19 protein-coding genes are annotated in these 19,808 nt (G+C 64.6%); 12 read left to right on the top strand and 7 right to left on the bottom strand.

Features of this window, described 5'->3' with window-relative positions:
• The first annotated feature begins 271 nt into the window (after nt 1–271).
• The 4 genes from VT84_RS06000 to VT84_RS41940 all read left to right on the top strand — a co-directional run bounded on the left by VT84_RS06000 (nt 272) and on the right by VT84_RS41940 (nt 3,551).
• Nucleotides 272–1,282: a DUF1559 domain-containing protein gene (locus VT84_RS06000; protein WP_082838853.1), complete on the top strand. Its 1,011-nt coding sequence runs from the start codon at nt 272–274 to the stop codon at nt 1,280–1,282.
• A 199-nt stretch (nt 1,283–1,481) separates the two neighbouring features.
• On the top strand, nt 1,482–1,865 hold the full coding sequence (locus VT84_RS05995) for a carboxypeptidase regulatory-like domain-containing protein (protein WP_082838852.1): 384 nt from the start codon (nt 1,482–1,484) through the stop codon (nt 1,863–1,865).
• The gene (locus VT84_RS38145) at nt 1,856–2,032 is read left to right on the top strand and encodes a hypothetical protein (RefSeq protein WP_157469215.1); all 177 of its coding nucleotides are present in this window, start codon (nt 1,856–1,858) and stop codon (nt 2,030–2,032) included. The genes VT84_RS05995 and VT84_RS38145 overlap by 10 nt, the downstream gene beginning before the upstream one ends.
• 103 nt (nt 2,033–2,135) lie before the next feature.
• The gene (locus tag VT84_RS41940) at nt 2,136–3,551 is read left to right on the top strand and encodes a tetratricopeptide repeat protein (RefSeq protein ID WP_082838851.1); all 1,416 of its coding nucleotides are present in this window, start codon (nt 2,136–2,138) and stop codon (nt 3,549–3,551) included.
• A 190-nt stretch (nt 3,552–3,741) separates the two neighbouring features.
• Here the strand turns inward: VT84_RS41940 and VT84_RS05985 are convergent, their stop codons facing one another.
• A complete protein-coding gene (locus VT84_RS05985; protein WP_157469214.1) occupies nt 3,742–4,203 on the bottom strand; it encodes a hypothetical protein in 462 nt (153 codons plus the stop codon).
• A gap of 180 nt (nt 4,204–4,383) precedes the next feature.
• On the opposite strand from VT84_RS05985, the gene VT84_RS05980 reads away from it, so the two are divergent.
• Nucleotides 4,384–7,533, top strand: a complete 3,150-nt coding sequence (locus VT84_RS05980) for a DUF6797 domain-containing protein (RefSeq protein ID WP_082838850.1) — start codon at nt 4,384–4,386, stop codon at nt 7,531–7,533.
• Between the two features lie 12 nt (nt 7,534–7,545).
• On the opposite strand, the gene VT84_RS05975 is transcribed toward VT84_RS05980, so the two are convergent.
• Entirely contained in the window at nt 7,546–8,997 is a 1,452-nt protein-coding gene (locus tag VT84_RS05975; RefSeq protein ID WP_082838849.1) for a DUF1501 domain-containing protein, read from the bottom strand.
• Nucleotides 8,987–11,515: a PSD1 and planctomycete cytochrome C domain-containing protein gene (locus tag VT84_RS05970; RefSeq protein WP_204249719.1), complete on the bottom strand. Its 2,529-nt coding sequence runs from the start codon at nt 11,513–11,515 to the stop codon at nt 8,987–8,989. Before VT84_RS05970 ends, VT84_RS05975 begins: the two co-directional genes overlap by 11 nt.
• 514 nt (nt 11,516–12,029) lie before the next feature.
• Here VT84_RS05970 and VT84_RS05965 point away from each other — a divergent pair.
• From VT84_RS05965 to VT84_RS05955, 3 genes are all read left to right on the top strand, one after another.
• On the top strand, nt 12,030–12,974 hold the full coding sequence (locus VT84_RS05965; RefSeq protein ID WP_082838847.1) for a DUF1559 domain-containing protein: 945 nt from the start codon (nt 12,030–12,032) through the stop codon (nt 12,972–12,974).
• A gap of 15 nt (nt 12,975–12,989) precedes the next feature.
• On the top strand, nt 12,990–13,193 hold the full coding sequence (locus tag VT84_RS05960; RefSeq protein ID WP_052560735.1) for a hypothetical protein: 204 nt from the start codon (nt 12,990–12,992) through the stop codon (nt 13,191–13,193).
• Nucleotides 13,194–13,517: 324 nt separating this feature from the next.
• Entirely contained in the window at nt 13,518–13,736 is a 219-nt protein-coding gene (locus tag VT84_RS05955; RefSeq protein ID WP_157469213.1) for a helix-turn-helix transcriptional regulator, read from the top strand.
• Between the two features lie 62 nt (nt 13,737–13,798).
• Here the strand turns inward: VT84_RS05955 and VT84_RS05950 are convergent, their stop codons facing one another.
• Both VT84_RS05950 and VT84_RS05945 read right to left on the bottom strand, forming a co-directional pair.
• A complete protein-coding gene (locus tag VT84_RS05950) occupies nt 13,799–14,659 on the bottom strand; it encodes a DUF3472 domain-containing protein (RefSeq protein ID WP_052560733.1) in 861 nt (286 codons plus the stop codon).
• Between the two features lie 79 nt (nt 14,660–14,738).
• Nucleotides 14,739–14,975 carry a hypothetical protein gene (locus VT84_RS05945; RefSeq protein WP_157469211.1) on the bottom strand — a complete coding sequence of 79 codons (237 nt, stop codon included), beginning with the start codon at nt 14,973–14,975 and terminating at the stop codon, nt 14,739–14,741.
• 245 nt (nt 14,976–15,220) lie between these two features.
• On the opposite strand from VT84_RS05945, the gene VT84_RS05940 reads away from it, so the two are divergent.
• The 4 genes from VT84_RS05940 to VT84_RS05925 all read left to right on the top strand — a co-directional run bounded on the left by VT84_RS05940 (nt 15,221) and on the right by VT84_RS05925 (nt 17,325).
• Nucleotides 15,221–15,439 carry a hypothetical protein gene (locus tag VT84_RS05940; protein WP_052560731.1) on the top strand — a complete coding sequence of 73 codons (219 nt, stop codon included), beginning with the start codon at nt 15,221–15,223 and terminating at the stop codon, nt 15,437–15,439.
• Nucleotides 15,440–15,548: 109 nt separating this feature from the next.
• Nucleotides 15,549–16,094 carry a DUF1697 domain-containing protein gene (locus VT84_RS05935; RefSeq protein ID WP_052560730.1) on the top strand — a complete coding sequence of 182 codons (546 nt, stop codon included), beginning with the start codon at nt 15,549–15,551 and terminating at the stop codon, nt 16,092–16,094.
• 114 nt (nt 16,095–16,208) lie between these two features.
• Nucleotides 16,209–16,793 (top strand): YdeI/OmpD-associated family protein, encoded by a 585-nt coding sequence (locus tag VT84_RS05930; protein ID WP_082838845.1) that lies wholly within the window; start codon nt 16,209–16,211, stop codon nt 16,791–16,793.
• A gap of 85 nt (nt 16,794–16,878) precedes the next feature.
• Nucleotides 16,879–17,325, top strand: a complete 447-nt coding sequence (locus tag VT84_RS05925) for a hypothetical protein (RefSeq protein WP_052560728.1) — start codon at nt 16,879–16,881, stop codon at nt 17,323–17,325.
• 28 nt (nt 17,326–17,353) lie between these two features.
• On the opposite strand, the gene VT84_RS05920 is transcribed toward VT84_RS05925, so the two are convergent.
• Nucleotides 17,354–18,181, bottom strand: coding sequence for an alpha/beta fold hydrolase (locus tag VT84_RS05920; protein ID WP_082838844.1), 828 nt, complete (start codon nt 18,179–18,181; stop codon nt 17,354–17,356).
• An 8-nt stretch (nt 18,182–18,189) separates the two neighbouring features.
• Entirely contained in the window at nt 18,190–19,737 is a 1,548-nt protein-coding gene (locus tag VT84_RS05915) for an RNA polymerase sigma factor (RefSeq protein ID WP_162271605.1), read from the bottom strand.
• Nucleotides 19,738–19,808: the final 71 nt, after the last annotated feature.

Below are 19,808 nucleotides of genomic sequence, written 5' to 3'. Positions count from 1 at the left end.
CGCCACGGCAATTTAAGTCGTCGGCCGAACCTTGCCGCCGGAAATGCTAATCAATGAGAGAAAAATTGCCAACTCATTGCCGATTAGAACAAAAACCATTGTCGAATTATAAAATCGACACAAACACCTGAAAAACACGGCCAATACGCGGAAAGCCGCTCCTTCAACCTCTCACAAAATATGATTTTGGGGTTGACAAAAGTGGCAATTTTGACGAAATATTGACACATTCTCCTTCCGTGGGATTCTCCCATTCTCCGCGGGTGCTTTAATGTCCCTCCATTCTTTCCGACCGGCCGGGCGTAAGGGTTTTACGCTCATTGAGTTGTTGGTGGTCATCGCGATCATCGCCATTTTGATCGGTCTGCTGCTCCCAGCAGTCCAAAAGGTCCGCGAAGCCGCGGCCCGCATGAAGAGCCAGAACAACCTCAAGCAGATCGGCATCGCGCTACACGCCTGCCACGACGCGGCGGGCAAACTGCCCACTTGTCACGGGTCTTTCCCCACCGGTAACGACCCGAACTGGGGCGCGGCTTACAACCCCTCGCACTTCGGAACGCAACAGTACTTCCTGCTCCCGTACCTCGAGCAGGACAACGTCTACAAAGCTTCGGAAATCAACGCCGGCGGGACCGCCGCGGGCAACTCGTGGCGCTCGACCGCAATCATCAAGACGTTCCTGGCCCCGAGCGACCCGAGTCTCCCGGGCGACGGGCGCACCTGGGTCAGCGGTAACGGGCGCGGGGCTACGAGCTACACCCCGAACTGGCACGCGTTCGGCGGCGGGTGGGGCGAGGACTGGCAACTCGGCGGGAAGGCGCGCATCCCGGCCTCGTTCCCGGACGGTACGTCCAACACGATCGGCTACTTCGAGTGGTACTCGGTGTGCGGGAACCCGAGCGCCCCGACCGGCAGCGGGTACACTGAGCGAGTGTGGTGCGAAGACGGGCAAAACTGCAACCCCCTCGCCGAGATGTCGGGGCGCAACGACCCGAACGTGCGATTCGTCCCCGCGTGGTGGGCGTACTACCCGGGCGGATTCGACCTCGGGTCGCCCGAGAGGTTCCCCAGTGGGTACCCGCAGAACTACATCACGCTCCCGCAGTTCGGCGTGAACAAGAACCAGTGCGACCCGCGGCGCGTTCAGGGGTTCACCTCCGGTGGGATCAACGTCCTCCTGATGGACGGCAGCGTCCGGTCCGTGAGTTCGGGCGTCTCGCAGTCGACGTGGGCCTTCGCGATTATGCCCAACGACGGACAAGTGCTGGGCAGCAACTGGTAGGCAGAAGAATCGTTCGGGATCGGCGACTCGCAAACGGAACTCGCAGATTCCCACCGGGCCGCCCCGCGTGGGAATCACTTTCTTCCCCAACCAAATTCATCCGATCCGACCAGCGGCCGACCCACAACTGCTGGTTACACGCCCCTCTGCGTACTCAGGGGCAAAAGTTCATCTTCACCCTCTTCCGAGTTCACACGCCATGACAAAGCGACGTTTAATCTTCGTACCTCTTCTCTTTCTCCTGACACTCGGGCTGATGATCGGCTGCTCACAGAAGACCGCGCCGGCGAAAGTGTCCGGAACGGTGACGTACAAGGGCGCGCCCGTGACCGGCGGGAACCTGGCGTTCCACACCGATTCGGGCGTGTACAGCGCCGCGCTCCGCACCGACGGAACCTTCGAGGCGAGCGACTTACCCATCGGAGACGTGACCGTGACGGTCGATACCGAATCACTCAACCCGAGCGTTAAAAAAGAAACGTATATGGGGCAATCATCGGGCGGCCCCGGCGGTGCGTCCTCGAAGTACGGTAAGGGCGGTAGCGCCCCCCCCCGGTCACCAAAGGCCCGCCCGTGGGCGTGAAAGGCGCCGGGAAGCAAGAGAAAAGTCCAGCCGGTGAGGACTCTCCCCAGGGCGACCCCGGCCACTACGTCAAGATCCCGCGGGCCTACGCGGACAAAACCAAGTCCACGCTGAAAGTGAATCTCAAAGAAGGCACGCAGCAAATCACGCTGGAACTAAAAGATTAAGCATCCAGTTCTCGGTGGCCCGAACCGTGGGTCACCGAGGTTGCCGACACGTCACGTTCTCGTGTGCCCGCGAACCCCGAGCACCGGCCTCGGTGATACACTCATGTCCGATGCTACCGATTGCCAATCATTGTTCGCCACGGCCCCGGTCCAAGAAGCCAAACGCGGTAGCGGATCGTGGCACTTTCTGAGCCGGGTTTTGCGATTCCCGTTCCGCGCCGCGAATGGCGCCCGGCGCCACCCGTTTCTGACCGCGCTGTTCCTTCTGGTACTACTGGCAGGATCGGGCGCCGGGCTGTGGGGCTACGCGCACTACCAGTGGCGCGCGGCTCAGGGCGCACTCAGCGCCGAGCGCCCGGATGAGGCGCGCGAGCGGCTCGCGCTCTGCCTGCGGGTCTGGCCCCGGAACCCCGAGGTCCACCTACTCGCGGCCCGCGCCGCCCGGCTCACCGGCGATTTCCCCGGGGCCGAAACGCACCTCAACCGATGCCTCGAACTTCAAGAGGGCGCGACAGAGGGGGTCCAACTCGAGTTCCTCCTCATGCGGGTCCAGGCCGGTGACATCGATACTCTGGCCCCCGCGCTGTTCCGCCTCGTTGACCAGAAGCACCCCGAATCACCGATGATCCTCGATTCGCTCGCGCGCGCGTACATTCACCGCCTCCGGTACAAGCCGGCGTATGGGTGCCTGAGCCGGTGGATCGAGGCCCGGCCCACCAGCGCCAAGCCCCACTACTGGCGCGCCTGGACCCTCGAGCGCCTCAACAACCCCAAGGCCGCCAAACTCGACTACGCGCGCGCCCTCGAACTCGACCCGGACCTCTTACCCGCCCGGCTCCGGGTCGCCGAGATGCACCTCGAGGACCGCATGCCCGACGACGCGCAGCCCCACCTCGAGTACCTCCAGCGCCAGGCGCCCGACGACCCGCGGGTCCGGGCAAGGCTCGGAATCTACCACTACCTCCGGGGCAACGGCACCCGGGCCCGCGAACTCATGGAGCCCGCGCTTACCGAACTCCCCACCGACGCCCCGCTGCTCATCACGCTCGCCAACCTCGACATCCAGGAGAACCAGCCCGAGCGCGCCGAGCCCCGGCTCCGCGCCGTGCTCCGCGCCGACCCCGCCGACACCGAGGCCCTGTTCGCACTCGCCGCCGCGCTCCGGCTCCAGGGCCGCACCCAGGACGCCGCCGACGCCCTCGCCGAGCACGACCGCACGCGCGCCGCGCTCGCGCGCATCAACGCCATCCTCAAAGACCTCACGGACAGCCCGACGGGGACCGCGGACAACGACGCCGAACTCGGGGGGATGTTCCTGGAGATCGGGCGCGAGAACGTGGCCCTGTACTGGCTCGAGCGCGCGCTCGAGCGCGACCCCAACAACGCCCGCGCGCACCGCGCCCTCGCCGAACACTACCAGCGCAAGGGCGACCGGCCCAAAGCCGAAGCACACCGACAACAAGCCCGCGCGCCCGCTACGATACCGACGCCGGGTTCGGGTACGCGCCCCGCACCGTAGGCTCGCCACGACTCACGCATCAGATAAATTGATCGAATTTCCTGGCGCGCCACTGCACATCGCTCGATGCGCCTGGTGCCTAATGACTTGGTAATTGGGCTGTGGGTGAGCGCGAACTCGGCCGCGGCCCCACGATTCGACCCGCGGGGATCACAGCGTATCAGTTCTGTAACGGGCGATCGGAGTCGCATCAGGCTCCACGAATGCCCGCGACCAGTTCGACGTGCTGAAGGAACGCTTCGACGCTCCCACACGCCCGAACCGCTTCCGCCACCTGCCGGGCCGACTCCGCACCGCCGCACGCCCCCACCACCGTGTTCACCAGGGCCACGTTCGCGAGCACTCCGGCCAAATCGGACGCGGGTGGCGCTACGACGGTAGGAACCGCTACGACCACAGCCTCGGGCACGGGGACCAGAGCAGGCGCCGCACTCTTGGTCGCGCGGGCCGCGGCCGGAACCGCCTTGGGCGCCGTTCCTTTCGCCAGCTTCTTCTTGAGCTCGCTCTTGATGTTGTGCGCGGTGTACCGGATGGACGAATCGGGAGCGGTTAGCCCGCGAGCCTTGGCCTTCTTGATGACCTCGTCGGCCGACAAATTGATGTCACCGGCAAGAATCTCGCGAACAACGGTACTGACGACTAGTGCTGGCACGGGTACACTCCGGTCGGGCGAGATTGGGCCGTCCGTAGCGGGTGCGCAATCCTTGAGGTCATTTTTCATCCGAACTCGCTAGCGGACAACCTCACGCCCATCCGAGATTTGGGATTTCACCTGTAATTTGTGTGGGTTGTGCCGCGTGAACGCGGGTGCGACCCGATCCGAGGGCGCGGAATGCTCGTTCGTACCTTGCACGCGATTCTCCTGATGAGCTTCATCATCGCCCCGGTTCGTTCCGCCGATCCACCGACACTCCAGCAGCAACTGACCCAGGAACCGATCGGCGCACTCGCGAAATCAGCGCGCGAGCGCGGCGACGCCGGGCGCGGGGCCGCCCTGTTCTTCCAGCAGTTTCTCACGTGCGTCAAGTGCCACGACAGCGAAGCCGGCACGACCCTCGGCCCGGACCTCGCGAAGGCCGGCAAAGAAGTGACCGCCGAGTACCTCATCGAGTCCGTTCTGACGCCCTCGAAGGTACTCAAAAAGGGGTACGAAACGGTCGTCGTCACCACGAAGGACGACCGAACGATTACCGGGTTGGTCACTGCCGAAACGCCCGATGCGCTCACGCTGACTGATCCGGCTGCGAACGGAAAAATGATCGCGGTTCCGAAAGCCGAGATCGAAAAACGAACTGCGAGCGCCAAATCGCTGATGCCCGAAGGGTTGGCCAACCTGCTCTCGGACCGGCAACAGTTCCTCGACCTCGCCAAGTACCTCATCGAAGTGTCCGAAGGCGGGCCGTCACGGGCCAGAGAGCTGCGCCCGGCCGTGACCACGCTCGTGATCCCGGAGTACGAGCAGGACATCGACCACGCCGGCCTCATTCGCGCGTGGGACGACAAAACGCTGCGCCGCGGGGAGGCGATCTACGCCCGCGTGTGCGCGAACTGCCACGGGACGAAGGATCAGCCCGGGTCGCTCCCGACGTCACCCAAGTTCGTGGCGCACGTCTTCAAGAACGGGAGCGACCCGTACAGCCTGTACCAGACGCTCACACGCGGCTACGGCCTCATGGCCCCTCAAACCTGGATGGTCCCCCGGCAAAAGTACGACCTCATTCACTACCTGCGCGAAACCTACCTCAAGCCGCACAACTCGACGCAGTACACGAAGATTGATGCCGTGTACCTCACCGCGCTCCCGAAGGGCACGACCCACGGCCCGGCCGCGGTCACTGTTGAACCGTGGGTGATGATGGACTACGGCCCGAGCCTGATGAACACCTACGAGGTGGGCGGAACCGGTCCCAACATCGCGTACAAGGGGATCGCTGTTCGGCTCGACACCGGCACCGGCGGCGTGTCGCGCGGGACGCGCTGGGCGCTGTTCGATCACGACCTGATGCGGTTCGCCGCGGCGTGGACCGGTGAGGGGTTCATCGACTGGAACGGGATCCACTTCAACGGCCTGCACCAGATCCATCCGAAACTCACCGGCGAAGTGCGGATCACGAACCCGGTCGGTCCCGGCTGGGCCGAACCTACGACGGGGAGCTTCAAAGACCCGCGCCCACTCGGGCGCGATAAGCGGCCCTACGGCCCGCTCCCCAAGGAATGGGCGAAGTTCCGCGGGGTGTACCACTACGGCGATCAGACTATCGTCTCCTACACTGTGGGCGACGCTCCGGTGCTGGAACTGTCCGGGGCGGAACTCGATCCGAAGAAGCCGGCAGATGTTCTCTTCACGCGCACACTCGAAATCGGGAAATCATCGCGCGAGTTACTCTCGCGTATTGCGCCGACTCGCATAGCCGCGGCAGTGATCGGTAACGACCGCGTCACCCTCGAAGAGCGCGACGGATTCACTGTGCTCCGCGTTCCCGCAAACGCGACTCCGGTGCGCGTGAAGGTACTCATCACGAAGGGAGAGGCCGCCGCACTGAAGGCATTCGCCAAAAACTCCCCTGCACCGCGTGCGCTCGAACCACTTACGCACGGCGGACCGAAGCACTGGCCCGACGCGCTCAAAGCCCCCGTCACGGTCGGCAAGGACGACGGCCCGTTCGCCGTCGATACGTTCGGTTTGCCGAATCGAAATCCGTGGAACGCACAACTCCGACTCACCGGGTTCGACTTCACCCCAGACGGTAAGCGACTCGTTGTCTGTTCGTGGGACGGCGATGTGTGGCTTGTGTCCGGGCTGAATAACCTCGCGAATGGGCTGACATGGCAGCGGATTGCGTCCGGGTTGTTCCAACCGCTCGGGCTGAAGATCCGGGACGGGGCCGTCTTCGTGTGTTGCCGCGACCAGATCGTGAAGCTGCACGATCTCAACGGCGACGGCGAAACCGACTTCTACGAGTGCTTCAATAGCGACCACCAAGTCACGGAGCACTTCCACGAGTTCGCGATGGGGCTCCAGACCGACGCCGAAGGGAACTTCTACTACGCGAAGAGCGGCCGACACGCGCTCCCCGCCCTCGTCCCGCACCACGGCACGCTGCTGAAGGTGAGCAAGGACGGCGCGAAAACGGAAATCCTCGCGACCGGGTTCCGCGCCGCGAACGGCGTCTGCCTCAACCCGGACGGGACGTTCTTCGTGACCGATCAGGAAGGGTTCTGGACCCCGAAGAACCGCATCAACCTCGTCACGAAGGGCGGGTTCTACGGCAACATGTGGGGCTACACCGATATCACGGACACGTCCGACTCCGCGATGAAGCAACCACTGTGCTGGATCACCAACGAGTTCGATCGCTCGCCCGCGGAGCTGATCTGGGTGCCATCCAACACATGGGGGCCGTTGAAGGGCGCGCTGCTAAACACCTCCTACGGGAACGGGAAGATCTTCGTCGTGCCGCACGAGACCATTGACGGGCAGGCCCAGGGCGGTATGTGTGCGCTCCCGCTCCCGATGTCCCCCACCGGGATCATGCGGCCCCGGTTCCACCCGACCGACGGGCACCTCTATGTCTGTGGGATGTTCGCGTGGGCCGGGAACCAGACGCAGCCGGGCGGGTTCTACCGTGTCCGCTACACTGGAAAGCCGGCCGACTTACCCGTCGGTCTGAAGGCCAAGACGGGCGGCATCGAACTCACGTTCACCGACGCACTCGATGCCAAGAGCGCGGTGGACGCGAAGAACTACAAAGTCAAGGTGTGGGGGCTGAAGCGAAGCCAGCAGTACGGCTCCAAACACATCGACGAGAAACCGCTTACGATCTCAAAGGCGACCGTCTCCCCGGATGGGAAAACGGTTCACCTCGACATCCCCGACATCGCCCCAACGTGGGGCATGGAGATCACGTACCGAGTGAAGGGTACGGACGGACGGGCGGTTACGGGCACGATCCACAACACGATTCACGCGCTGGGGAAATAACCGCCCCGGCACTCAAGCGAGGATCTCCTTCACGACGCGGGCCGGGCGCCCGTCGGTCAGCCGCTGCGCCTTCCCGCCGTGGTGGTACACGAGTTTCGTGTGGTCGAGGCCGAGCAGGTGCAGCAGCGTCGCCTGGAAATCATTCGGCGTCACCACGTTCTCGGCCGCCTTGTGGCCCACCTCGTCCGTGGCACCGTAGGTCATACCGGCTTTGATCCCTCCGCCGGCCAGCCAACAAGTAAAACCCTGGCCGTTGTGATCGCGGCCCGCGTTGGCGTCCAGTTCGCCCTCGCACACCGGGAGCCGGCCGATCTCGCCGCCCCAGTGGACGATCGTCGAATCGAGCAACCCGCGCTGTTTCAGGTCTTTCACGAGCGCCGCGGCCGGTTGATCGGTCCGCGTGCAGATCGCGGGTAACCCGGTGCGGATGCCGTTGTGCGTGTCCCACGGTTGACCACCGAGGAAAATCTGCACGAACCGCACCCCGCGCTCCACCAACCGCCGGGCGATCAAGCAGCGCGTGCCGTACTCGCGCGTTTCCGCCCGATCGAGACCGTACATGTTGCGCACGCGGGCCGGTTCGCGTGACACGTCCAGCGCCTCTTTCGCGGCCGTTTGCATCGAGGCGGCGAGTTCGTAACTGGCGATGCGGGCCTCCAGGTCGGCCTCGCCGGGCCGGGTCGCGAGGTGACGCTTGTTAAGTTCGGCGAGCAAGTCCAGATTCTGGCGCTGGACGTCGCCCGCGGCGTCCGGCGGTGGATCGAGGTTGAGGATGCGCGGCTCCTGGGGCCGCAGCACCGTGCCCTGGTACAGAGGGGGCAGGAACCCGCAGTCCCAGTTGTGGGTCGCGTCCACCGGCGCGCCACCCGGGTCGGAAAGCACCATGTAGGCGGGGAGGTTCTGCGCTTCGGTGCCCAAACCGTACACGATCCAACTGCCCATCGTCGGGCGCCCGGTTACTCCCGCGATCCCGCCGTGGAAGTACCGGATCGAAACCTCGTGCCCGTTGAACCCGGTGTGCATCGACCGGACCACGGTGATGTCGTCCACGATCCCGGCCGTGTGCGGCAACAGCTCCGACACCTCGGTCCCGCACTTGCCGTGTTTCGCGAACTTCCACGGGCTGCCGAACAGTTTCTTGCTCGCGCGATTCACGAAGCTGTAATGAACGTCACCCTTATACTCGGTCCCGCTGTGCTTCGTGAGTTCGGGCTTCGGGTCGAACAGGTCGACGTGCGACGGCCCGCCGTGCATGAACAGCGAGATCATCGCCTTCGCTTTCGGCGCGAAGTGCGGTTTCTGCGGCGCGAGACTCGCCGGGGGGTTCTCGCCGGGCTTGCTCGGCCCGTCGGCCCCGAGCAAGCCCTCGCGCTGGAGCAGGTGCGTGAGCGCGAAGAACCCGACCCCGCCGGCCGTTTGCGACAGGAACGCGCGGCGCGTTGTGGGGATGGCGTTAATCGACATAGAGGAACTCGTTCGAGGCCAAGAGTTGCTGGCAGAGGTTGGTCAGCGCCGCAAACCGAGGGTCTTTCGCCTTCCCTTGAAGCGCGGCCGTCTGGGTCTTGAGGAACGCGGACCCGATTTTCAGTTCGTCCGCGGTGGGGCCGCGCAGGTAGGCCCGGTTCCACGCCCTCTCAACGAGCCGCTCCACGGGAACGTCCGCCTTGAGAGCCGCGACCACGGAGATCGGGAACCCGGAGCGCGCGGGGAGTGTATCCGCTTTCACCGCGGCGGCGACGTGTTCGGCCTGCTTCCGCACGAAGGTACTGTTGAGGAGCATGAGCGATTGCGGGGCCGTGGTGGTCGCGTTCCGGCGCTCGCACTGGAGTTCGCCGGCCGGGGCATCGAACGCTGTGAGGAACGCGACCGGCTTGCTCCGGCGCGCCTGAAGGTAGACACTGCGGCGCGGTTTGTCGTCCGGCGTCCCGACCTGCCCGGCGCCGTCCTCGACGGCGGCCACCGGCGGACCGAACGGCGTGCGATCGAGCCGGTCCGCGGCGACGAGCATCCGGTCGCGCACGGCTTCCGCTTCGAGGCGCCGAACCGGAAACCGGCCGTAAAGCGCGTTCGCACGGTCCATCGTGTCTTTCACCGGCTCGCGCACCGACGACTGCCGGTACACGGTCGACATCATGATGAGTTTGTGGAACTTCTTGAGGCTCCAGTTCTGGCGCGGCAACTCGATCGCGAGCCAGTCGAGTAGTTCAGGGTGCGTCGGAGTTTGGCCGAGCTTGCCGAACTCGCCGGGCGTGTCCACGATCCCGCGCCCGAAGTGGTTCAGCCAGATGCGGTTCGCCATTACGCGCCCGAACAGCGGATGCGTACCGTCGGTCAGGTGCTTCGCCCACGCGAGCCGGCGCCCGGTGGTCGATCCGCCAGCGCTCTGCGGGACGATCTCGAATCGTTTGCCGTCCCGCGCGGCGATCGTCAGATCGGCGGGAGCCAGGTCCGGTCCCTTCGGTTGGCGCGCGTCCCCGCGGTAGAACAATTTCGTAGACGGCACGCGGCCCGGCACCTCGGCCATCACCGCAACAAAGGGCTCGACCGGGCGTTCGGCGCGCTTCGCTTGGATCTTCGACTGCATCGCCTTCAGTTCGTTGTCGGACTTCACATCGTACTGGTAGAGCACGCCCGGCGTGATGTTCAACTTCGGGTTCGATGCCACCAGTTTCTTCTGCTCGTCGGTCCGCTTGTCCGCCGGCGCGTCGAACGCGACCTTCAGCTTCGGGCGCGCGTCGGCGGGGAATTTTTCCAGTTCCTTCTCGAACGCGGCGCGAACAGCAGCAGACTGCTTCTGGTTGAAGTCCGACTGCATCTTGGCTGCTTCCGCTTCTACCGCGGCAGCCTTGGCGCGATCCGCGTCGGTATACAGCGACACAACGCGCTCTCCGGGCCGGCGCCACTTCCCCGGGTCCAGAGCCGGCTCGAACACGGCCCGGAGCTGGTAGTAGTCCGCTTGCGGGATCGGGTCGTACCGGTGATCGTGGCACTGCGCGCACGCGACCGACGACCCGAGCAAGCTCGACGTGACGATTTTCAGCGTGTCGGTCACCACTTGTTCGGTATCGGCGGGGGTTCCGCCGCTCGCGGTGCCGTCCGGCGCGGTCCGCAAGAACCCGGTCGCGGCCAGTAATTCGATCTGCTCCGGTTTCAGATTCGTCCAGGGGCGAGGAACGAGTTCGTCCCCCGCGAGTTGCTCGGTCACGAACCGGTCGAGCGGCGTGTCGGCGTTAAGCGCGCGGATGACGTAGTCGCGGTAGCGCCACGCGAACGGGCGCACGGTATCGGTGGAGCCGTCGCCGTCACTGTCCGCGAACCCGGCCGCGTCGAGCCAGTGGCGCCCCCAGCGCTCGCCGTAAGCGCTTGATGCGAGCAGCCGGTCGAGTAGTTTTTCGTAAGCGTCCGGTGCGGGGTCCGCGACGAACTCGTCGATCTCCTTCTGCGTGGGCGGCAGCCCGGTGAGGTCGAACGCGGCGCGGCGAATCAACGTCGCACGATCCGCATCGGGATTGAAACTCAGCCCCCGCTCGCGGAGTTTCGCCAGCACAAACGCATCAATCGGCGTCCGCACGCGGTTCGTCGGCGCGAAAACGGGTGGTGCGGGTCGTTTCAGCGGCTGGTAGAACCAGTACGCACGTTCTTCGGCGGTGATGCCCAGCCCCGGCGGGAGCGTCGCGGGTTCGTCACGAAGTGCGGGCGCGCCGGCCGCGATCCACTTCTCAATGATCGCGATCTGGTCCGCCGGCACCTTCTTCCCCACGGGCGGCATGTCGCCGGACTTCATCCGTTCGATCAGCAGGCTCTTGTCCGGCTCCTTCGGAACGACCGCCGGACCGTTCTTACCGCCCGCCACAGCAAACCGCTTCAGGCGCAGGTCGAGTTTACCGGATACCTTCTCCTCGGCGCCGTGGCAATCGAGGCAGTACGCCTTCAGAATGGGGCGCACGTGCTGCTCGAACGTGATCGGTTCGGCCGCGCGCACGGGTGTGGAAATCCACAACAAAACCACAATGGTGGGAAGCGAGCCGTAGCGCATGAGACGGGCCGGGGCAGGCGGGGCGGGCGAACGTAGCGGAGGATGCAAGCGTACCGCGCCCCGTGGGCCGAGTCCAGACCGTACCGTGTCCAAATGTTGGTCACGCCCGGCGCGAGTGTGCAGCACAGCCAATCGCACCGGCCCTCATATCCCATGCGACCACTGCCCAATTTCAATGCGACGAAATAGAAAACTATCCACGATGCTTAATTTACGCGCATGACATCTCCCATTTCGCCCGATAAAAATTAAAATAGAAGCACAAAGTGTCAAATACTACTGCGTCGCTATAGACATACTTTTGGGCCGTAGATAAATTCCTCCTCGGTCCGTCTCCCGCCCCCCCGCCGCTGTTTGCCCACCGCGCGGGTTATCTCCGTTCGCCCCCAACCCGTCCCTCTTCCACCAACCTGCCGCTCGGCGGGTCGTACTTCTTTTTTCTCATTCGGGAGTTCCGTTCATGCGCCGTCTCGGGTTCACGCTGATTGAACTACTCGTGGTGATTGCGATCATCGCGATCCTCATTGGGCTGCTGCTGCCGGCCGTGCAGAAGGTGCGCGACGCCGCGGCCCGCATGACCTGCCAGAACAACCTCAAGCAGATCGGGCTGGGCCTGCACAACTACCACTCGGCCCAGCAGAAGCTCCCCCCGGGCACCAGCCCCGGGTCGTTCGCGGGGCCGAACGTGTTCCTGCTCTCGTACCTGGAACAGGACAACATCGCCAAGCTGATCCCGAACCCGGAAACCGAGTCCGCGTTCGGGGCCTGGAACGCCAACAAGCCGAAGGTGTTCGTGTGCCCGTCCGAGAGCGAGCGCGGGGAGTCCACCACGTTCGGGTACGGGAGCTACAAGTTCAACTCGGGGAGCTGGAACCAGATCAGCGGGTGGGACGGCGTGTTCGGGATGCGCTCGGCCGACGAGGGCGCGCCGGCCCAGCTCGCGAAGGTCGTCACCCTCACCGACATTACCGACGGCACCTCGAACACCGCGGCGGCGGCGGAAGGCGGGAACTACCCGTCGTCCGGGGCGAACAGCAAGTTGGGCGACTGCTTCGAGGCCGGGGCGATCTCCGCGACGACGCTGCCGGCGGCGCGCGCCCAGCTCCTCGCGATGAACTGGCAGACCGCGTCGCTGGCCGGCGGGGGCTGGCGCGGGCGCGGGTACCCGTGGGGCGAGGGGTCCATGTGGCGCGGGCTGTACAACCACCTGCTCCCGCCGAACAGCCCGTGCTGGCGCCCGGGCGCCTACGGGCGCATGGTGGCACCACCCGGCAGCCGGCACAGCGGCGGGGCGAACGTGGTCATGTGTGACGGGAGCGTCCGGTTCATCACCGACGGGGTCGGCCAGGACGCCTGGACCGCGGCCGGCACCCGCAACGGCGGCGAAACCCTCCCCCTCAACTGATTCGGAGTTCGGTTCATGAAACGGTTTGTGATTCTGGCCGCGGTGTGCGGGCTGGCGATCGGGTGCGGCGGATCGGAAGTCACCCCGACGGCCAGTTCGGACGCCATCAAGCGCGAACAAGAGCGCCTCGGGGGCGGGGGCGGTCCCGCGAACGCACCGAAGGGCGCCAAAGACGACGCCGTCAAGCGCGAACAGGACCGGCTCAAGGGCGGGCGGTAGCCCCGGGCCGGCCCCAGACGTCGACACCGCGCGGCCGAGGACCGTTCCCGGCCGCGTTCCCGTTTGCGCGCACTCGTTGGCCCACGGAACGATTGGGCATTACGGCCGCACGCCTCGGCTTCTGTCCCCGATCTTGCAGCCGAGTGCAAAAATGGTAGACTTCACACACGAACTTAATGGACCAAGTTCGTCGGGACGGACCGATCCGCCTCTCTCCGCCGGTCCCGAACACAACCGCGTCACGCCGCGCCCCGCTCACTAAAAGTACGAGGCCAACAGAGCGCTCGTGCTTTGGTGCCCCGCGCGAAAGAACACAAGCGAACCGTGGCCAAGCAGCAATCCCCCACGTTCAAGATGCGGCTCCGGGAACTGCGCAACGCGGCCGGGCTGTCCCAGGCGCGCGCCGCGAAAGCCGTGGGCGTTCACATCCAGACGTACATGCGCTGGGAGCGCGGCGAAACGGAGCCGACCTTCACCGAACTGTGTACCCTGGCGGGCATCCTCGGCGCGACGCTGAACGACTTCCGATCCACTGACGAGTAAGAACGCGCGGCCCCTGCCCCTCCGGTAAACAAGAGCCGGGCCACGGGTACATGGTGGTTCCGCTACTTCGGCTTCGCCTCGATCAGCATAACGCTGCGCTTTTTGCGCCCCTCTACCGGGGTACCGACCGTCACCACCAGCGCCCCGTCTTTGGCCGCGACGTCTGCGTAGTCGGGCACGCCTTTCGGGTAGACCGCCTCCGCCGACGCGCCCGCCACGGGCATCCCGTTCACCACCGGCGGGCCGAACGTGATCGTGACCTTCGGGATCTCCGAAACCGGGCGCCGGTTCCCGTAGATCTCCACGAAGTTCGCGACCTTGCGATCCAGAGCCAGCTTCTCGCCCTTAAATCGAAGCGCCCCAACGAACACGTTCTCGTCCTTCTCGTGGGAGTACACGAACGCCCCGACCCAGGTGAACGGCTTGCCGTCGATCTCCTCTCGGTCCATACGAGTCAGCCGGTAGGTGTATTTCCCCTTCTTCCACGCGAACGGGCGCCGCACGCTGACGAAATCCCCCTCGTGGCCCGAACTCTGAAAGAACCCGCCGTCGGACGGGCGGATGGCGTCATTGCCGCGCTCGCCCCACATGGAGAACAGGAACCCAGGCCCGATGCCGCGGAGCTTCAGATCCTTCTTGGTGTAGCCGTCGGATTGCGTCTGGATGCCGCCGTAGAACTGGGTCTTGCTCAGGTGCCCCAGTCCGATCGGTGCGACGTACAAGTTCACGGAAGCCGGAACGTCGGCGCCGATCGTCACGTCCACGGCGAGACTCTCGAACGGCGTTTCCTGCCCGAGATCCCACCAGGTATCAGTGAGGTGCCACGGCATCGGTGCGTATTTCGGCTCACCTCCACCGGGCTGACCCGTAGCGGCCAAACCCAGAGCGAGTGCGAACACGGACGTGAGGAACGCGAGCTTCATGACCGACCTCGGCGCGGGTGGCGATTCACAACGAACTCCGGCATGATAGTGCGCGGGGGAGTTCCCCTCGCCTCAGACATCACTGCCTGAAGTTCCCCCGCCCGCTCCGCTTTGATGACAGATTTTTCGCGCCGAGAAGCATGAGAAGCCAACGAAGCTTGTACTCTCCCAGAACCGCATACAACAGAAAGAACAGCACGAAGAGGACACCCAACAGGAGATCCGCCTTCAATCCCTCTCTGGCCATCATGATCGTGACGAACAACCCGAGAACCCCAATCAACCCCGCCATCAACCGGAAGAACGTGCTGTTCATGCCCATACTCAAGCCTGGACAGGGTCCATTGTCTACTTGATTCCTGCCCCTGTGACGACAAGCGGCGGCTCACGCGCCTTGTTACAATCGCGGGTTGTGAAGCGTGCGGTGAACCCGGATCTGCTCAGACGTCTCGACCAACCACTCGTGGCACCGCGTTTGCAATACTCCCGAACGTGTCGGGCCACTGCCCCGAGTGGGTCGGAGCGGAACCCCGTCCTCAGCACCAACACGGAAGAAATCCCATGCGCGTCATCGGCATTATGCTCGTGCTCCTCGGCATTCTGGCTCTCGCCGTACCGAGCATCACTTTCATGACCACCGAGCGAGCGGTGGATACCGGCTTCTTGCAAATCGACTATCAGAAGCCCCATACGATCGTGCTTAACCCGATTGTCGGCGTCGTGGCCGCGGTCGCTGGCATCGCGATGATATTCGCCGGCCGCCGGACCGGTACCGTTTAAACTACCCAATGAGTTTCGATCTCAGCAGGACGTCGGCCCACAGTTGTGGGCCGACGTCCTCTCGTTTTTGTGCGTCAGCCTTGCCCGCGTTCTTCTGTAGAACGGCTCCATGCCGAAAACCAAAACTGCGTACATCCTGCTGTTCCGCGGCGTCGGTGGTGCGACTCAACTCCCCACAGCTCCCCTTCGCGCGGCACTAACCGAGGCAGGGTTCGAGAACGTTGCCACGTACATCAGCAGTGGCAACGCGGTGCTCCGCAGCCACCTCCCCCGCGAGAAAGTGATCGCCAGCGTCGCGAAGATCTGTGAAGACAAGTTCGGGTTCACCAAGGCGATCTACGCCCCGACGCTGGAGGAATGGGAAGTCCTAATTCAGAACAACCCGTTTCCCAACTTCGAGGCCGGCAAGTACCTGCACGCGGTGGTTCTCGCGGGCGATCCAACCAAGGAAGCGATCGAAGGACTTCGGTCGTTTGCAGTCGACGGCGAGCAGATCGAAGCCGTCGGGCGGGTCGCTTATCTGTACACCCCGCACGGACTGGGCACATCCAAACTGGGCGAAAAGTTCGATAAGGGAATCGGGGTGCCCAACACCGCGCGAAACTGGAACACCGTGCTCAAGCTGCTGGAGTTGGCAAAGAAGGCGGCCGGGTAAACGAACCGACCTGCGCCGTTCGTTCACGGGAGGGAAGTGAACTTGTTCTCGAACCCGTTGAGGCGGTAACGGGTACGCTGTCCGGCTCCGGATTCTTCCACCAGCAAGGATGCCATGACTCCCACGTTCTTCGAGATCCCGGTTGCCTTCGGGGAGTGGCTGGCCGAGAACCACGCCACCAGCGACGCTCTGTGGGTGGGGTTCTACAAGAAGGGGTCGAAGCGCCCGAGCATCACCTGGCCCGAAGCGGTCGACGAGGCGCTGTGTTACGGGTGGATCGACGGCGTCCGCAAGGGCATCGACACCGAGAGTTACGTGATCCGCTTCACGCCACGAAAAGCGGGTAGCGTGTGGAGCAACGTGAACATCCATCCCGTCCGGGTACTGACCGACCTCGGCCGCATGCGGCCCACCGGCTTGGCCGCGTTCCAGGCGCGCAAGGAGAACCGATCGGGCATCTACTCCCACGAACAGGGGGACGTGGACCTTCCCGAGGTGTATCAGAAGCTCTTGCAAGAGAACGCGGCCGCGTGGGAGTTCTTCCAGAAGCAACCGGCGTCGTATCGGAAAGCGGTCAGTTGGTGGGTCTCGAGCGCCAAGAAGGACGAAACGCGACAGAAGCGATTGGACGCACTGATCGCACACTCGGCTCGCACCGAGCGGGTGCCGCAGTTTACGTGGAAGAAATCGTCCGGGTGAGCCTCTCGGTGCTGTGGCGCATCCGCTTCCCGCGGGACCGTTCGCTAGGTGCGTATATTGCCCCTGAGCACAAAGGGGAGCGGCGATGTCAAAGCAGTGGCTGGCGATTCTGATCGGCGGGTTGTTACCCGCGTTCTTCCTGGGCGTCTCGGGCGTTCTCCAGAAGACCGCATCCCGGACCGGCATCGCACCGGGACCGTACCTTCTCATCATCGGACTGGTCGTCGCCGCCATCGGAGGCGCAGTTGCGCTCGCCCAGCGCGACGTTTCGGTCACCGTGTCCGGGGCCGTCCAGACCGCGGGGTTCGCCGCCCTTTGGTCCGCGGGCATCTTCGGGATCATGCTCGGACTGGGGAAGTACGAGGGGCAGGTGAGCGTGATTGTCCCACTCTACAACATGAACACGCTGGTCGCGGTTGGGATCGGCCTGGTCCTGCTCGGAGAGTGGCAGGGCGTGAACGTCTGGCGGTTGCTCGCGGGTGCAGCGCTGATCGTCGCGGGCGGGGTGCTCGCGGGCACGTCGGTTAAGTGACGACTACGAGCACTTTCGCCGAAGCGCCCTACCTCCGGATCTGCCGCTTCAGGAACTCCACCAGTGGTGTCCTCACTGCTTCGATGTCGTCGATGAACGGCCAGTGGCCGAGCCCCTGAAGGACGTGTACTTCGGCCATCGGAAAGTACCGTTTCTGTTTCTCGGCAAACTCGACCCGTATGAACGGATCGCCCGCACCCCAAATCACGCACACCGGCAGGGTCTTCGCGAATTCGGGCATTTCCAGGGGCCGCGTCCCGACGTTCTTCGATGCCCGGTACAGTCTCAGCACCGCCCGCTTGTGTCCCCAGTCGGCAAACTTCATCACCCGGTCGAAAAAAGCGTCGGGCATCGGCTTCGGACTCATCCCGTTGATCGCCCGCTTCATCCCCCACTTCGTCGTGGTGAGTTGCGACAACTCGCCCAGGATCGGCGTCTGCCACACTCGCGCGAAGCTGTGCCACTTGTACCCTTCGAGTACCCCACTGTTGATGAGTGTCACGCTCGCAACGCGACCCGGGTTCGCCAGCGCCCACCGCAAGCCCCACGGACCGCCGAAGTCGTGCAGTACGAGATGTGCGCGGTCCACCAACAACTGATCGAGCAGTTTCCCGAGGTAGTGGGCGTAGCCGTCGATGGTGTAGTCGAACTTCCGTGGGTGCTCGGCCCGACCGTACCCGGGCATGTCCATCGCGACAGCGCGAGCAAAGGGAGCGACGGCGGGGACCAGTTCTTCCCAGTCGTCCATCGGACCGGGGTTACCGTGGACGAACACCACGGCTTCGCGCGTCCTGGGTGCGCTGTCGTAGACCGCGCACCGGACGCCATCGATCACGTGATCCGTTGTCGGCAGCATACCCGCCCCTATTTCGGTGCGTCGATCAGGATCTGGGTCCGCTTCAGGTACGCGACCTGGTCGTCGATTTCCTTCACCTGTTCCTTGGTGAGATTGTTGCCTAGTTCAGCCTTCCGTGCCTCCAGGAACCCACACTCCCAACCGAGCCGGGCGTGGGCCCACACGTACCCGTTGTGCTCACCCGATTGACCGATCGCGATTACCGCCTGTTGCAGTTCGTCCCGCTTCGGGTCAGCGGGTCTCGCTTTCAGGAACGTGTCGATCGTGCGCATGGCCGCGCCGAACCTCTCGGCCGCGTTTTTGCTTTCCTTCACCCGCCCGCCCCCGGGTGCCATCCGGAAACTCGCGTCCCACGCCGCCGGCTGGTACTCCTTATCGTTGCGATTCAAAAACGCCGGGTACACTCCGTCCTTTTCCAACGTCGGCATCGACTCGAAGCCGGGGATCGGCTTCACCGAATCGGTATAGGCAATGATGAGCTCCTCGCCCTTCCTGGTGCCGAACGCCGACTTCTCGACGCCCAACACCTTTGCAGTGACGGTCACGTCCTTGTTCGCCCCGTTGACGACTTCCTTTACCGACACGACCTGAATCGTCAGGACCAACTCGGCCGCGGCGCGCCGGTCATCGTCCTCATCGATCGCCCGGTTGAGTGGCACCGTTTTCGCCACGGCCGAGTTCTCCGGAGAGGGGGCGGCACCGACCGTGGTGCGCAACAGGCCGAAGCCGCCCAGCACCGTGGCCGCCACCAGCACCCACGCGCCCACCATCCGTACTTGGCTCAGAGTCATGGCTCGAAGTACCTCGCTCAATAGGGGTAATATGACCGCCGAGAAAACCGTTCCGCCCGTGTCGGCCGCTCTCACCGCGGCGCCGATGAAGTGCGCCGGCACTTGTGCGGTCGCGGCCCACGTGCCCCCCGCCGCGAACAGGGTTGAACCAACTGTTACCCCGCGGCGTCTCAACCGGTTCGCGAGGGCGGCGCGCCCTCGACTCAGTCGGCTCGCGACCGTACCGACAGGCCAGCCGAGTTCAGTGGCCGCCTGCGCGACCGTCAGTTCGCGGACCTCGCAGAGCACCACGGGCAGTCGGTACTTCGCGGGGAGCCGGTCCAGTTCCGCGTCCAGCACTTCCGCCAGGTCCGGTTCCCACTCGCGACACGGTTCAGTCCGTTCGATCGGTGTGTCAGACGTCGACTCGCGGGCCGCACGGCGATTGCGGACGTGACGCACCTTCCGGGCCGTGAGGAGCGCGACGCCGTGGAGCCACGCGGCGACCCGACCGGGCGGGCGGACAGAACCGGCCCGGCGGGCCAACACCATGAACGCCACCTGGAAGGCGTCTTCGGCGTCCGGCCCCGTTCCGAGGAGCCGCCGGCACACACCGAGGACGGTTGGCCCGAGCCGGCGCACGAGTTCGGCGAAGGGCTCGTTGTCGCGCGTCGCTACGAAGCGCACAAGCAGTTCGCCGTCCGAGAGTTCGGCCAGCCGAACGGAGGACAGTGTGGCGCGAACCAGTGCGGGGAGCGTACCGGGCGAATCGGGCTTTCGTACCACGAACGGATCCCTCGGGGTGAGCGGCGTGTTTCCGGCGCCGACTACATACAACTTTCCCGCCACCGGCACAC

Source organism: Gemmata sp. SH-PL17 (assembly GCF_001610855.1).
Taxonomy (GTDB): domain Bacteria; phylum Planctomycetota; class Planctomycetia; order Gemmatales; family Gemmataceae; genus Gemmata; species Gemmata massiliana.
Note: the sequence above shows the minus strand (reverse complement) of the source record. Positions and strands in the feature narration are given on the sequence as shown.

Bases quoted from the DNA above. Each gene is read 5' to 3' on its own strand.
- VT84_RS06000 (WP_082838853.1), top strand. From the start codon at position 272: ATGTCCCTCCATTCTTTCCGACCGGCCGGGCGTAAGGGTTTTACGCTC.
- VT84_RS05995 (WP_082838852.1), top strand. From the start codon at position 1,482: ATGACAAAGCGACGTTTAATCTTCGTACCTCTTCTCTTTCTCCTGACA.
- VT84_RS41940 (WP_082838851.1), top strand. From the start codon at position 2,136: ATGTCCGATGCTACCGATTGCCAATCATTGTTCGCCACGGCCCCGGTC.
- VT84_RS05980 (WP_082838850.1), top strand. From the start codon at position 4,384: ATGCTCGTTCGTACCTTGCACGCGATTCTCCTGATGAGCTTCATCATC.
- VT84_RS05975 (WP_082838849.1), bottom strand. From the start codon at position 8,997: ATGTCGATTAACGCCATCCCCACAACGCGCCGCGCGTTCCTGTCGCAA.
- VT84_RS05965 (WP_082838847.1), top strand. From the start codon at position 12,030: ATGCGCCGTCTCGGGTTCACGCTGATTGAACTACTCGTGGTGATTGCG.
- VT84_RS05960 (WP_052560735.1), top strand. From the start codon at position 12,990: ATGAAACGGTTTGTGATTCTGGCCGCGGTGTGCGGGCTGGCGATCGGG.
- VT84_RS05950 (WP_052560733.1), bottom strand. From the start codon at position 14,659: ATGAAGCTCGCGTTCCTCACGTCCGTGTTCGCACTCGCTCTGGGTTTG.
- VT84_RS05945 (WP_157469211.1), bottom strand. From the start codon at position 14,975: ATGAACAGCACGTTCTTCCGGTTGATGGCGGGGTTGATTGGGGTTCTC.
- VT84_RS05940 (WP_052560731.1), top strand. From the start codon at position 15,221: ATGCGCGTCATCGGCATTATGCTCGTGCTCCTCGGCATTCTGGCTCTC.
- VT84_RS05935 (WP_052560730.1), top strand. From the start codon at position 15,549: ATGCCGAAAACCAAAACTGCGTACATCCTGCTGTTCCGCGGCGTCGGT.
- VT84_RS05930 (WP_082838845.1), top strand. From the start codon at position 16,209: ATGACTCCCACGTTCTTCGAGATCCCGGTTGCCTTCGGGGAGTGGCTG.
- VT84_RS05925 (WP_052560728.1), top strand. From the start codon at position 16,879: ATGTCAAAGCAGTGGCTGGCGATTCTGATCGGCGGGTTGTTACCCGCG.
- VT84_RS05920 (WP_082838844.1), bottom strand. From the start codon at position 18,181: ATGCTGCCGACAACGGATCACGTGATCGATGGCGTCCGGTGCGCGGTC.